This window comes from Weizmannia sp. FSL W8-0676 (assembly GCF_038593015.1).
Lineage (GTDB): Bacteria > Bacillota > Bacilli > Bacillales > Bacillaceae_C > Weizmannia > Weizmannia coagulans.
In genome coordinates, this window is sequence record NZ_CP151954.1 from 728,430 (window position 1) to 741,373 (window position 12,944).

Genomic DNA, 12,944 nt, shown 5'->3' on the forward strand with positions numbered 1-12,944 from the left:
TCTTTTTTAAGGCGGTGCCCAATTTGTTAATCTGAAGCCGGTTTTGTTTGCATGGTTTTCTTTCTGTTTTCCTTTTTGGCGCCTGGTTTAAATGTATCTACCCGTTTCACAAACAGGGACATGATCAATACGACAATATTAATCGCGAGCGCGACGTAGAAGGAATATTGGATGCCAGCCAGCAACGCTTTTTGTCCTAAGGCGGCTTTATCAGCTGCTGTAAAGTGAAGCGGATTGATCCCGGACATCAAGTCTTCCGCTTTCGATTTTGTGACAGCATTCATGATCGTGACAAAAACGGCTGTTCCGATAGATCCGGAAACTTGCTGTGCTGTATTGTTAACCGCCGTTCCATGCGGATTCAGCCGGGCAGGCAATTGATTCAAGCCGTTCGTCATAATCGGCATCATCACCATCGACATCCCGAACATCCGGAGCGTGTAAACCAGAATAATATACGTGTAACTTGAATCAATTTGCAAATTCGCCAGCATATAGGTGGAAACAGCTGTGATGGTAAGCCCCGTGACGGCCAGCACGCGGGGGCCGAACTGATCAAACAGCTTTCCGGTGATCGGCGACATAATCCCCATGGCAATTGCGCCCGGCAGCATCATTAAGCCGGAGTCAAGCGGAGAGATGCCCCGTACGTTTTGCACATAGGCAGGTGTTAAAATCATGCCGGAAAACATGGCTGCCGCATTTACAATGGCAATGACAGAGGCAAGGGCAAACATCGGATATTTATACACGCGCAAATCCAATAATGGTTCATCCATCCTAAACTGCCGAATAACGAAGGCGATTAAAGCCACACTACCGGCAATCAGCGCCGTTAAAACCAGCGGATCTGTCCAGCCGTCCGAACTTGCAGAACTGAATCCGTAAAGCAAACCGCCAAACCCGATGGAAGATAAGACGACCGAGAGATAATCAAGCGTTGCTTTTTTATTTTGCTCCATGACGTTTTCCGCTTTCCAGATCCCCAGAACGAGACTGATAACGGCTAATGGCAAAATCATTTCAAACAGAAAGCGCCAGTCAAAATATTCGACAATGTAGCCGGATAACGTCGGGCCGATTGCCGGGGCTGTAATCATGACAAGGCCAAAGACTCCCATGGCTGTTCCGCGTTTTTCAATCGGAAAACTAACCAGCATAATATTCATGAGCAATGGCCCCATGACAGAAGATCCTGCAGCCTGGATCATCCTTCCTGTCAGCAGCAGCCCGAAGTTCGGGGCAAATGCTGCCAGCGCAGTCCCTAATGTGAAAATCAACATGGCCGTAATAAACAACTGCCGGTTTGTAAAACGGGTCAGCAGGAAGGCGGATGCAGGAACCAGCACGCCGCTGACCAGCATATAACCTGTTGCGAACCACTGAATGGTGGAATAATCTTTGATGTGTAAATCTGCCATGATGGAAGGCAGCGCTACATTTAGCAGCGAGTTATTGAGAAATGAAACGAAAGCGCCGATAAAAAGAACCCCAATCATGAGATAGGGCGGCTTTTTATGTTGTATTGCTGGATTCATATTATCTTTTTCCCCTTTTTGTAAGTTGTTTTTATTTCTTGCCTGAAATTTCCGGAGAGGGTTCCCTGTACAATCCTTTTTTGAGCAGTTTCATTTGGGTAAGATAATGATCGAGTGCTTCTTCAGCCGTTAATTCCCCGGCGAATGCTTGCACAAGATTATGAAAGGTGACGGCCTCCAAAATCGTGATCATATCCTGCAGTTCCCGTTCATCATGGATGTTCAGTTTTTTTGTGTTGACGGACCGGAGCAAAGCCAAATCCTGCTTTTTCAGATCCTCTTCAAAAAAATTTTCTGCCAAAGTATTTTCGGTTTTATAATTCATATTGGAAAAAGCATTTTTGAAAAAATTAGCATTTTCCTGGTTTCGAATGTCTTGAATGGCAAATTGAAAGACCTCGGTAAAAGCCGCAAATAAATCCCCGCCCTTTTGTTGGAGAGTGGAAATAAACTGTTCCTTGCTTTTTCGTGAGAGCAAACGCAGCAAATAATAAAACAAATCCTCCTTATCTTCAAAGTATTGGTAAAAGCTGCCTCTTGGAATGCAGGCCTCCTTTACAATGTTTGCGACAGAGGATTCATGCAGCGGCGCTCTTGAAAATTCCTTTTTTGCAGCTTGAATCAAAGTGTCCTGTTTTTCTTTCGGCAACCGGAAAAAAGTTGGCTTTGGCATGGCGGCATATTCTCCTATCTTGAAAAATGGCGGCACGGGCGTCCTGGAAATGACACCGTGTCATAAAAGAAACAATATGAAGATTATATATGACACCATGTTAGGATGTCAATGAAAAGATGACACGGTGTCACTGGAAAAAATTTCTTCCTCAAACGCACAAGCTTCCGTGAGTTCGATGAGTTAGGGATGCTAAAAAATGGGCTGCAGACCTGGCGATAAACGTGTCTAAGTGAAGGAAGCTGGCGTGCAAAATGCTGGTCTTTCTTAATGTAGAACGCGTTTACGTGAAGGAAGTGCGGAATAAATGCGATGTTCCTGAATGTATGGCGTGCTTAAGTAAAGGAAGCTGGCGTAAAAGCCGCTGGTCCTTAACGTAGGGCGTGCCTAAGTGAAGGAAGCTGGCGAAAACTCCGATCTTTCTTAACATAGGGCACGTCTATGTGAAGGAAGCGAGCAAAAACTCTGAAGTTCCTTAACATAGAGCGCGTCTAAGTGAAGGAAGCTGGCGAAAACTCCGATCTTTCTTAACATAGAGCACGTCTATGTGAAGGAAGCGAGAAAAAACTCCGATCTTTCTTAACGTAGAACGCGTCTACATGAAGAAAGCGGATGAAATTCCGGAAAATAATGTACGTAAACGCCCATATCACAAAAAAACACGCCAGCGGAAGAATAAAAATCCCGTCGCAAATTTTCAGGATGGACCGCTCGAAATACGCAACCGCCGCCAAACTGTCTTTTAGCATGTATCAATTTCCGGGATTCCTCTATACTAAACGTAAAAGCATTTTAGAAAGAAGGGGCTAGCATGAACTATTTTGCAGGGTTGCTAATTGTCTTTGCGCTGGTGCTTGGAAATGCGGGGTGCTCTGCTGAAGGCGGCAAACAAAACCGGGAAGCTGCCGTCATGAAGACGGTTCCGGTTACGGGCTGCACGGCAAAGCAAAAAGCGGAACAGATCAAAATGGGGGTTGCCTGGTACCGGACATCCGGGGAAGCAAGAGCGCTCTATTATCAAGGATACAATATCGGAAAACAGCGTATGGAGGAGAGCCTGAAAACAAAGGTAAAAAAGAAGCGGGCCATCGTGCTGGATCTCGATGAAACGGTGCTGGACAACGGGCCGTATTTATCTTATATGGCAGAAAAGGGCATTTCGTTTGGTAACGGCTGGGGAGCATGGGTGAAAAAAGCAAAAGCAAAACCGCTCCCGGGGGCGCTTTCCTTTTTAAAATATGCCGACAAAAAAGGAATCGATATTTATTACATTTCAAACCGTGACGAAAAATATATGGATGCCACCCTTCGCAACTTGAAAAAAGAAGGGATCCCGCAGGCCGTCCGTTCCCATGTGCTGTTGCAACAAGGAACAAGCAGCAAAGAAACGCGCCGGCAGGCTGTTGAAAAGGACCACGACATCATTGCCTTGTTCGGTGATAATCTGGGGGACTTTTTTAAGGCATTTGACGCAAAAGGAAACAAGGCGCGCAGCCTGGAAGCAGACCGTTTCCGCCATGCATTTGGCCGCAAATTTATCGTATTCCCGAATCCGGTTTACGGGGATTGGGAACATGAACTGCCATGTGGTTCATAAACGCAAAAAAATTCCGGAGTTTTTCCGGAATTTTAATATGCGCTATGTATGGCGGAGAAGGTGGGATTTGAACCCACGCGACGGTCACCCGCCCTAACGCATTTCGAGTGCGTCCCCTTCAGCCGCTTGGGTACTTCTCCATATGGAAAAAAGAAAGATGCTGGTGAGAGGACTCGAACCTCCGACCCCTTCATTACGAGTGAAGTGCACTACCAACTGTGCTACACCAGCATGGAATCAATCAGGACAATGTAAATTATATTATAATAAAATCCGGATTGCAAGAGGAAATTTAAAAAAAGTGTTGTCATGTTTTTCCGGCATGTTTCCGGTAAAATAAAAGGAAAGAGTTTTTACGGGGAGGAAAGGATATGGATTTTTTACAAACCTCAACGCTGGAGGAAAAACTGGAACTGATTCAAACGCTTGCCGGCCCGTTTTCCGAAAGGGCGGCTGCCAATGACTTGAAAGGACGGTTTGCTTTTGAAAATATTCAGGATTTAAAAGAAACAGGCTATACAAAGCTGACTGTGCCGCAAAACTACGGTGGGGGCGGCATTTCGCTGTATGAGCTTGTCCGCCTGCAAGAGGCCATCGCGGTTGCGGACGGGTCGACTGCCCTTTCCATCGGATGGCATATGGGGATTTTCATGCATTTGTCCGAAACAAGAACATGGAACGAACCGCTGTTTGAACGCATTTGCCGTGCGGCAGCAGGGGAGGCCGCCCTCATCAACACTTGCGCAACCGAAGCGCAAACGGGCAGCCCGACGCGCGGCGGCATGCCGGAAACAACGGCAACGGAAAAGAACGGCGAATGGGTGTTAAACGGCAGAAAAACATTTGCCACCATGTCCCCGGTGCTCGACTTTTTTATCATTACCGCAACAATTCCGGAAAAAGAAGCGGTTGGCAGTTTTGTCGTTCCGCGGGATACGGCAGGCCTTTCCGTCATCGAAACATGGGACAGCATTGCTTTAAGGGCAACCGGCAGCCATGATGTTGTGCTGGAAAACGTCAAAGTCCCGCTTGCGAACCTGGCGGAGATCCAGACGAAAAAGAAAGAGCCGGCCGGTTATCTGCTCCATATCCCTGCCTGTTATTTAGGCATTGCCGAAGCAGCGAAACGGGAAGCGGCCCGGTTTGCGAAATCGTATACGCCGAACAGCCTGAACCATCCGATTGCGGAACTGCCGGCGATCCGCCAGAAATTCGGTGAAATCGAGCTGAAACTGATGCAGGCGCGACATTTTCTGTATTCAGTTGCGAAAATGTGGGATGAAGCCGGGGCAGAACAAAGAAAAGAGATGGGCCCGGAACTGGGGGCGGCGAAAATGGCGGTTACAAATCATGCGATAGAAGCAGTTGATTTAGCGATGCGAATCGTAGGTGCCAGAAGCCTGTCTGAAAAAAGCCCGCTCCAGCGTTATTACCGGGATGTGCGTGCGGGATTACACAATCCGCCGATGGATGATGCCGTCCTCATGCAGCTCGGCGCGCGGGTGTAAAACAAAAAGATCCGATGGTCTAAATAGCCGGGAAGAAAGGGGGGCGCAAAGCAGCAAAGCGCCGCCTCTTTTTTTGGCCCGCTTTGCCGCTGCCGCTAAAAAAGCGGCAAGTGCTGAATTTGCACCGTTGCCGCTCCATGGTTCGTTTACATTCTATGATTTGCCGGATAAGCCCGTACGTTTTCATCCTGCCATTTTTCAAGGATTTTCCTGATATTTTCCGGGGCGGTTTTCGGCTTGCGGGTATATGACAGCAGGCCGTTTGTTTCTTGCTCAAAAAACCTCGGCACATGGACGTGCCCGGGAAACTTTTCGGATATCCGCGGCAAATACAATCCCGGCTGGTGGGAGAGCAACCACAGCCAGTACGGCCTTTTGAAACATTTGCGGATCAACCAGTATGGCACGTATATGGACGGGGAATGCCTGTCGGATGTCAAAATTTCGGATTTGCCGCTCCGAAACAGCCTGATCACTTTCCGGATTGCTGTACTGGAAGATACGGAACATGTCGGTGGCGCGACCATTTTTGGAAAGGGTTTTGGCAACCACGACCAGGACATCGAATTCAAACTCTATTATTCAGATGTTGAATGATGCAGGTAAAATTTTAGTAAAAAACATTGCATTTTTTTACTTCCTCGTGTAAGATGAAAACGAAGAAACCGTTTACAATCTATTACACTTAGGGGGAACGAACATGAGCAACCCAAATTTGCCTCAGGCTTTCAAGGAGTATTTCGGGACGGCGGCGGAGCGCGCGTTTTTTGCGCCGGGCCGGATAAATCTGATTGGGGAGCACACTGACTATAACGGCGGCCATGTGTTTCCGTGCGCGATTACCATGGGGACGTATGCTTTGGCGAAAAAACGCGGTGACCGCAACATCCGCTTTGTATCTTTAAATTTTAAAGAAAAGGGCGTCATCGAATTTACGCTCGACAACCTTGAGTACACCAAAGCGCATGACTGGGCCAATTACCCGAAAGGCATGCTGAAATATTTGAAGGAAGCCGCGCATGAAATAGAACGGGGTTTCGACTGTCTCGTGTACGGCAATATTCCGAATGGGGCCGGCCTGTCTTCTTCCGCCTCCATTGAACTATTGACCGGCGTGATGCTTGAAAAATTGTTCAACCTAAAAGTGGAACGGCTGGATCTTGTCAAGCTCGGGCAAAAAACGGAAAACCAATTTATCGGCGTAAATAGCGGGATCATGGACCAGTTCGCGGTCGGGATGGGCAAAAAAGACGCGGGCATTTTGCTCGACTGTGCCACGCTTGCATACGAATATGCCCCGATCAAGCTGGATCACCATAAAATTTTGATTATGAACACGAATAAACGCCGCGAACTTGCGGACTCTAAATATAATGAACGGCGTGCGGAATGTGAATCGGCACTGAAACAGTTGCAAAAGAGACTCGATATCGAAACGCTCGGCGATTTGACAGAAGAAACATTTGAAAAAAACAAGGAAATCATAGACAATGAGATTGTGAGGAAACGGGCAAAGCATGCCGTTTATGAAAATGCGCGCACGCTTAAAGCGCTTGATGCATTAAAACGTGGCGACCTGCCCGCTTTCGGGGAACTGATCAATGCCTCCCACCGTTCGCTGCGGGATGATTACGAGGTGACCGGCAAAGAACTTGATACGCTGGCCGAAACTGCCTGGAAGCAGGAGGGCGTGCTCGGGGCGAGAATGACGGGCGCAGGATTCGGCGGATGTGCAATTGCAATTGTCGAAAATGACAAAGTCGATGCGTTTATCAAAAATGTCGGGGACGTCTATGAAAAAGAAATCGGCTACCGGGCGGACTTCTACACCGCAAGCATCGGCGACGGGGCAAAAGAAATCACAATGGAGGAACTTGCATGAGCATTTTAGTATTAGGCGGAGCCGGTTATATCGGCTCGCATGCCGTATATCAACTGATCGACCAAAAATATGACGTGGTGGTGATTGACAACCTGCAGACCGGCCACCGCGGCGCAATCCATCCAAAGGCAAAATTTTACGAAGGCGATATTCGCGACCGTGCCTTTATGCGGGACGTGTTCGGAAAGGAAAAAATTGACGCGATCATTCATTTTGCAGCCAACTCGCTTGTCGGCGAATCGATGGAACAGCCGCTGAAATATTTCGACAACAACGTATACGGCACGCAAATTGTGCTTGAAATGATGAAAGAATTCCATGTGCCGCATATTGTGTTCTCTTCGACCGCCGCAACATACGGGGAACCGGAACGCGTGCCGATTACAGAGACAATGCCGACCGTTCCGACCAACACTTACGGCGAGACAAAACTGGCGATGGAAAAAATGATGAAATGGTGTGAAAAAGCGTACGGCATTAAATACGTTGCACTTCGCTATTTTAACGTAGCCGGCGCAAGATCAACCGGCGAAATCGGCGAAGACCACCATCCGGAAACGCATCTTATCCCGGTTGTATTGGAAACGGTGCTTGGAAAACGCGAGGCGATTACCATTTTCGGCGAAGACTATGATACAAAAGACGGGACATGCGTCCGCGATTACATCCATGTGGAAGATTTGATTGATGCCCATATTCTTGCGCTTCAATATTTACAGAACGGCGGCGCAAGCGATGTGTTCAACCTCGGATCAAGCAACGGATTTTCTGTCAAAGAAATTGTGGATACCGTCCGGGAAGTGACCGGCAAAGGCTTTAACGTCAAAATCGGCGACCGCCGCGCCGGGGATCCGAGCACGCTCATCGCTTCATCCGAAAAGGCTAAACGTGTGCTCGGCTGGAATCCGCAAAAAACGGATATCCGCCAGATTATCAAAGATGCATGGAACTGGCATGAAAGCCATCCAAACGGTTACGACGACAGAAGGTGAAACCAGTGGAAATTTTTGAAACGGTCGAGCAGCTTGTAAACAAGGCTGTCCGCACCCGGTTAATCGGGGAAGAAGATCGGGTGTATGCGAGAAACCAGGTGCTGTCGCTTTTGCATCTGGATGAATTCCGTGAACCGGAAGCAGGCGGGGCAGATCAGGATATTCCTGATCTCCTCGGCATGCTTGTCCGTTACGCGTGCGAAAAAGGCATCATTCAGGATGTACTGGATGAGAAAGACATTTTTGCAAGCCACGTCATGAATGTGTTTACACCGCGCCCATCAACGGTAAACCGTATTTTCCGGGAAAAATATGCGGAAAGCCCGGCTGAAGCGACCGATTATTTTTACGCGTTAAGCAAACACAGCAATTATATCCAAACGAAGCAGATTGCGAAAAACATTGTATACAAGACATCAACGGAATACGGCGATCTTGACATTACCATCAATCTTTCAAAACCGGAAAAAGACCCAAAGTCCATTGCCAGGGAAAAAAACGCCAAAAAAGGCCATTACCCGAAATGCCTTCTTTGCATGGAAAATGAAGGATATGCCGGCAGAACGGGGCACCCGGCACGGTCGAACCACCGGCTTATCCGCCTTACCCTCGGCGGCGAGCCGTGGTATTTGCAATATTCACCATATATGTATTACGACGAACATTGCATTGTGCTGTCAGAAACACACCGCGATATGAAAATCGACAAAGCGGCTTTTCAAAGATTGCTTGAATTTGTCGGGCGGTTCCCGCATTATTTCCTGGGCTCAAATGCCGATCTGCCGATTGTCGGCGGTTCGATTTTGTCGCACGACCATTATCAGGGCGGGCGTTATGAATTTGCGATGGCAAAAGCGGCTGACGACTGGCGTTTTGAAATGAAGGCATTTCCGGATGTGAAAGCCGCCGTTATCAAATGGCCGATGTCGGTCATCCGGCTGCGGAGTGCAGAGGCGGCACGTCTTACCGAGGCTGCGGATCATATTTTGCAAATCTGGAAACAGTACAGCGACCCTTCCGCCGATATCCTCGCGGAAACAAACGGGACGCCGCATAACACGATTACGCCGATCGCAAGAAAACGCGGGGACAGGTTTGAACTTGATCTTGTACTCCGCAACAACCGGACAAGCGAAACCCATCCGCTTGGCATTTTCCACCCGCACGCCGAGGTCCATCATATTAAAAAAGAAAATATCGGGCTGATTGAAGTGATGGGGCTTGCGGTTCTGCCGGCACGGCTGAAAAATGAGCTGGCCGAAGTGGAGAAATATTTGCTCGGGCAGCCGAATGCCATTGCCGCCTACCATCTTGACTGGGCAAACGGTTTAAAGAAAAAATACGAAGGCACGGTGGCAGCGGAAAACGTGGAAGGCATCGTCCGCAACGAAGTGGGCAAAGTCTTCTTGCAAGTTTTGCAGCACGCCGGCGTCTTTAAACGGGACGAAAGAGGAAAACAGGCATTCCGGAATTTTTTGCGTAAGTTGTAGCGGCGGTCCGTTCCAACCTTTTTTGCGCATGTTCACGACGAAAGGGTGCAGGCTGCTAAACGCCTTCCGGAATGTACCGCGCACACCAAACAGCAGACCGGTTTTTACGGGGCTTTCAGGCCTGCCGCGGATTCCGGAAGCGATTGGCGCGGTCGCGGGGAACTGGAGCCGGAAACACTTTAACGCGGGCTCAACCGAAGGCTATACATCACATTCCGTAACTTTTAGCTCGAACGGGTACACCGGGCCGTTTTTTATGGCCCGCAATCTTTAACGGAAAAGGGATGATCAAAATGGAAATCAAAAAGGCATTGTTTGGGGAATTGGAAGGACGTCCGGTCCATGCTTATGAATTGAAAAATGACCGCGGCATATCTGTAACGGTGCTTGAATACGGTTGCATCATCAATAAGATCATCGTGCCGGACAAAAACGGCAAAGCGGAAAACATCGTGCTCGGGTATGACAACCTTGACGGCTACCTCCATGGTGTTCCGTATTTCGGCGCTATCATCGGCCGCGTTGCCGGCAGGATCGCCGGATCTTCTTTTGAACTGGACGGCAAAACATACAAGCTTTCTGCCAATGAAAACCGCAACCATCTCCATGGCGGCTTCAAAGGGTTTAACGCCGTCATCTGGGACAGCACGCCCATTGAACAAGACGGCGCAGTTGGTGTGAAATTTACGTATACAAGCCCGGACGGCGAAGAAGGCTATCCCGGAAATCTCGATGCCACCGTGATCTATCTTTTAACAAATGAACAAGAACTGAAGCTGTCTTATCAGGCACATACGGATAAAAAAACGATCGTCAACATGACCAATCATGCATACTTCAATTTAAGCGGCGACATGAAACGCGATGTGCGCGGCCATGAACTACAAATCCCGAGTGGCCGTGTGCTGGAACTTGGCCGGGAAACGCTGCCGACAGGGAAAACATTTGATGTTAGAGGTACCGCGTTCGATTTCCGGAACGGGAGAAAAATCGAAGACGGCACGGTATCGGATCATCCGCAAAACGTCCTTGTCGGAAACGGCTATGACCACGCGTTTTTATTGCCAGAAACGGAAAAACCGATCCGCTTAAAAGACGAAGAGAGCGGGCGCATGCTAACGGTGGAAACCGACCAGCCTTGCGTCGTCGTTTATACTTGCAATACGATGGGAAATGACACATATGAAATCCGCGGCCGCAAGCCTTGTGATTATTTGGCGGTCTGCCTCGAGACGCAGGGTGTGCCGGATGCGATCCATCACCCTGAATACCCGTCTGTGATTCTGGAGCCGGGTGAAACATACCGCGCCCATACAAAATGGATTTTTGGCTGAAAAAGATTGAGGTGTAACAATGGCAACGATTAAAGATATTGCTGAGAAGGCGGGTGTTTCCATTTCAACGGTTTCACGCGTGCTGAATAACGACCCGTCACTTTCCGTAAGTGACGATACGAAAAAAAGAATCTTTGAAGCAGCAGAAGCACTTTCTTACAAGAAAAAGGCAGCCCGGAAACCGGAAAAAATCAAAATTGCGCTTGTGTACTGGTATACGGAACAAGAAGAACTGAATGATTTGTATTATTTATCAATCAGAATGGGCATTGAAGCACGCTGCAGCATGAAAAATATCCGGCTGACGAAATACGATTTGACCCATTTGGAAGAGATGGGGAAAGAGCAAATCCAGGGCATCATTGCCGTCGGGAAATTCAGCCTTGCGCAAGTGGAGAAGCTTCTCTCTGTTACCCCGAATATCGTATTTGTCGACTGCTCGCCTGATGACAACCGTTTTGATGCCGTTGTGGCCGATTTTGAAAAAGCGACGGAAAAAGTGCTCACCTATTTTACGGAAAAAGGCCATACGCAAATCGGCTTTATCGGCGGCAGGGAAAATTATAAAGATGCCTCCGCCACGATTGAGGATCCGCGCGAAATGGCGTTCAGGCGCTGGATGCAGGCAGCGGGCCGCTGGAATGAAAAATGGGTATATATCGGCGCGTTTTCGACTGAAGATGGGTACCGGTTGATGAACGAGGCGGTCCGCGAACACGGGGACGCGCTTCCAACTGCTTTCTTTGCCGCCAATGATGCGATTGCGATCGGTTGCCTTAAGGCGCTTGCGGAAAACAACATCCCGGTGCCCGTCCGCGTAAGCCTTATCGGCGTCAATGACATCTCGCTGTCCAAATACGTTTTCCCGCCGCTTTCTACTGTGAAAGTGTATACGGAATTGATGGGCGAGACAGCAGTCGATACGCTGCTGGAACGTTTGGAAGGCAGAACAGTTGCCAAGAAAATTTTTATTGCCTCAAAACTCGTTTGCCGCAAAAGCGGATGAACGGGCAGCAAAATGGCGAAGCCGGAAAAATGATTGGCCGGGCGTTGCAATGCAGTGCGGATCTCGGTTTCGGAATAGCATGTGCGTGTAAAGAAAATGGCCGCGACTTTGCGGAAAGCGGGGCAAATTTTAGGGCAGATCATGCAAAGGCGCCGAAGCAGGGCAGGTTCCTGTTTCAAAATGGCATAGATTGCAAACAAAATTGCCGAACCCTTCGAAAAGTGGGCAGGCATTTAGGGCAGATCTTGAAGCAGTGCAAGTACCGGCTTCAAAAATAGCAGGGGCGCGAAAAAATAGCCGCGAACTTGCGGAAAGTGGATCAGAATGTAAAGCGGGTGCTGCCAATGCATCAAAGCAGGGCAGGCACCGGCCCCAGCCCGGTTGCAGGCCGCAGCCCTTGCCTGGTGCAAAGCGGGCGCATAAAGCCGGGGAAGCATGCATATAATAGAAGTATGCATGAATGCACCGGGACGGTTTGCACACACTTGCCTGCATACGTTAACGCAGCAGGTCCGGTCCCCTTTTTTGTGTTAAAGTGTGTTATACTAAACATAAGAAGGGAGTCTTTTATGATGGCATATTTTAATAACCAGAAGGAGCCGGTGCCTGAGGTGGAAACAACTGTATGGGCCTGCACAAACGTTGATTGCAACGGTTTTATGCGTGAAAACTTTACTTTTGAAGAAAAGCCGCACTGCCCGCTCTGCCAATCCGATATGAAAAAAGAAGTACGCGTGCTGCCAGTTATCGGAAGTTAAAAAAACAGTTATTTTTTGTTGCCATTTTTCGGGTCTGTTGAAACCTCTGTTTTCAACGGGTTTTTTATTGTCTGCGCCCGCTATGGAATCGTTAAGCCATTTCGGAAAACCTGATTGGGCACGGTCTCCAGCATACAAAAGGGGTGCCATAAAAGCACCCCTTTAT

The 12,944-nt window shown here is 48.6% G+C and carries 11 protein-coding genes and 2 tRNA genes; 9 read left to right on the forward strand and 4 right to left on the reverse strand.

What is annotated here, in order from left to right:
• Positions 1–26 precede the first annotated feature (26 nt).
• Entirely contained in the window at positions 27–1,538 is a 1,512-nt protein-coding gene (locus NST20_RS03430; RefSeq protein ID WP_342400076.1) for a DHA2 family efflux MFS transporter permease subunit, read from the reverse strand.
• Positions 1,539–1,569: 31 nt separating this feature from the next.
• Positions 1,570–2,211 (reverse strand): TetR family transcriptional regulator, encoded by a 642-nt coding sequence (locus tag NST20_RS03435; RefSeq protein WP_207368353.1) that lies wholly within the window; start codon positions 2,209–2,211, stop codon positions 1,570–1,572.
• An 811-nt stretch (positions 2,212–3,022) separates the two neighbouring features.
• On the opposite strand from NST20_RS03435, the gene NST20_RS03440 reads away from it, so the two are divergent.
• Complete coding sequence (locus tag NST20_RS03440; RefSeq protein ID WP_342400077.1) at positions 3,023–3,808, forward strand: 5'-nucleotidase, lipoprotein e(P4) family; 786 nt, start codon at positions 3,023–3,025, stop codon at positions 3,806–3,808.
• A gap of 49 nt (positions 3,809–3,857) precedes the next feature.
• Here the strand turns inward: NST20_RS03440 and NST20_RS03445 are convergent.
• A tRNA-Ser gene (locus NST20_RS03445) sits at positions 3,858–3,948 on the reverse strand.
• A gap of 18 nt (positions 3,949–3,966) precedes the next feature.
• Positions 3,967–4,039, reverse strand: a tRNA-Thr gene (locus NST20_RS03450).
• Between the two features lie 140 nt (positions 4,040–4,179).
• Between NST20_RS03450 and NST20_RS03455 the strand changes: the two genes are divergently transcribed.
• The 8 genes from NST20_RS03455 to NST20_RS03490 all read left to right on the forward strand — a co-directional run bounded on the left by NST20_RS03455 (position 4,180) and on the right by NST20_RS03490 (position 12,778).
• Complete coding sequence (locus NST20_RS03455; RefSeq protein ID WP_342400078.1) at positions 4,180–5,316, forward strand: acyl-CoA dehydrogenase family protein; 1,137 nt, start codon at positions 4,180–4,182, stop codon at positions 5,314–5,316.
• A gap of 237 nt (positions 5,317–5,553) precedes the next feature.
• Complete coding sequence (locus NST20_RS03460; RefSeq protein ID WP_029142556.1) at positions 5,554–5,913, forward strand: hypothetical protein; 360 nt, start codon at positions 5,554–5,556, stop codon at positions 5,911–5,913.
• 103 nt (positions 5,914–6,016) lie between these two features.
• Entirely contained in the window at positions 6,017–7,198 is a 1,182-nt protein-coding gene (locus tag NST20_RS03465; protein ID WP_342400079.1) for a galactokinase, read from the forward strand.
• The gene (galE, locus tag NST20_RS03470; protein ID WP_013858580.1) at positions 7,195–8,190 is read left to right on the forward strand and encodes a UDP-glucose 4-epimerase GalE; all 996 of its coding nucleotides are present in this window, start codon (positions 7,195–7,197) and stop codon (positions 8,188–8,190) included. Before NST20_RS03465 ends, galE begins: the two co-directional genes overlap by 4 nt.
• Before the next feature lie 5 nt (positions 8,191–8,195).
• Positions 8,196–9,680, forward strand: a complete 1,485-nt coding sequence (galT, locus tag NST20_RS03475; protein ID WP_342400080.1) for a UDP-glucose--hexose-1-phosphate uridylyltransferase — start codon at positions 8,196–8,198, stop codon at positions 9,678–9,680.
• A 293-nt stretch (positions 9,681–9,973) separates the two neighbouring features.
• On the forward strand, positions 9,974–11,014 hold the full coding sequence (locus NST20_RS03480; protein WP_342400081.1) for an aldose epimerase family protein: 1,041 nt from the start codon (positions 9,974–9,976) through the stop codon (positions 11,012–11,014).
• A gap of 19 nt (positions 11,015–11,033) precedes the next feature.
• Positions 11,034–12,020: a LacI family DNA-binding transcriptional regulator gene (locus NST20_RS03485; RefSeq protein ID WP_342400082.1), complete on the forward strand. Its 987-nt coding sequence runs from the start codon at positions 11,034–11,036 to the stop codon at positions 12,018–12,020.
• A 569-nt stretch (positions 12,021–12,589) separates the two neighbouring features.
• Positions 12,590–12,778 (forward strand): cold-shock protein, encoded by a 189-nt coding sequence (locus NST20_RS03490; protein WP_342400083.1) that lies wholly within the window; start codon positions 12,590–12,592, stop codon positions 12,776–12,778.
• Positions 12,779–12,944 lie beyond the last annotated feature (166 nt).

What these genes read in the sequence shown, in the direction of transcription:
- NST20_RS03490 (WP_342400083.1), top strand. Translation starts at nt 12,590, where the DNA reads ATGATGGCATATTTTAATAACCAGAAGGAGCCGGTGCCTGAGGTGGAA.
- NST20_RS03430 (WP_342400076.1), bottom strand. Translation starts at nt 1,538, where the DNA reads ATGAATCCAGCAATACAACATAAAAAGCCGCCCTATCTCATGATTGGG.
- NST20_RS03465 (WP_342400079.1), top strand. Translation starts at nt 6,017, where the DNA reads ATGAGCAACCCAAATTTGCCTCAGGCTTTCAAGGAGTATTTCGGGACG.
- NST20_RS03455 (WP_342400078.1), top strand. Translation starts at nt 4,180, where the DNA reads ATGGATTTTTTACAAACCTCAACGCTGGAGGAAAAACTGGAACTGATT.
- NST20_RS03485 (WP_342400082.1), top strand. Translation starts at nt 11,034, where the DNA reads ATGGCAACGATTAAAGATATTGCTGAGAAGGCGGGTGTTTCCATTTCA.
- NST20_RS03435 (WP_207368353.1), bottom strand. Translation starts at nt 2,211, where the DNA reads ATGCCAAAGCCAACTTTTTTCCGGTTGCCGAAAGAAAAACAGGACACT.
- NST20_RS03480 (WP_342400081.1), top strand. Translation starts at nt 9,974, where the DNA reads ATGGAAATCAAAAAGGCATTGTTTGGGGAATTGGAAGGACGTCCGGTC.
- NST20_RS03440 (WP_342400077.1), top strand. Translation starts at nt 3,023, where the DNA reads ATGAACTATTTTGCAGGGTTGCTAATTGTCTTTGCGCTGGTGCTTGGA.
- galE (WP_013858580.1), top strand. Translation starts at nt 7,195, where the DNA reads ATGAGCATTTTAGTATTAGGCGGAGCCGGTTATATCGGCTCGCATGCC.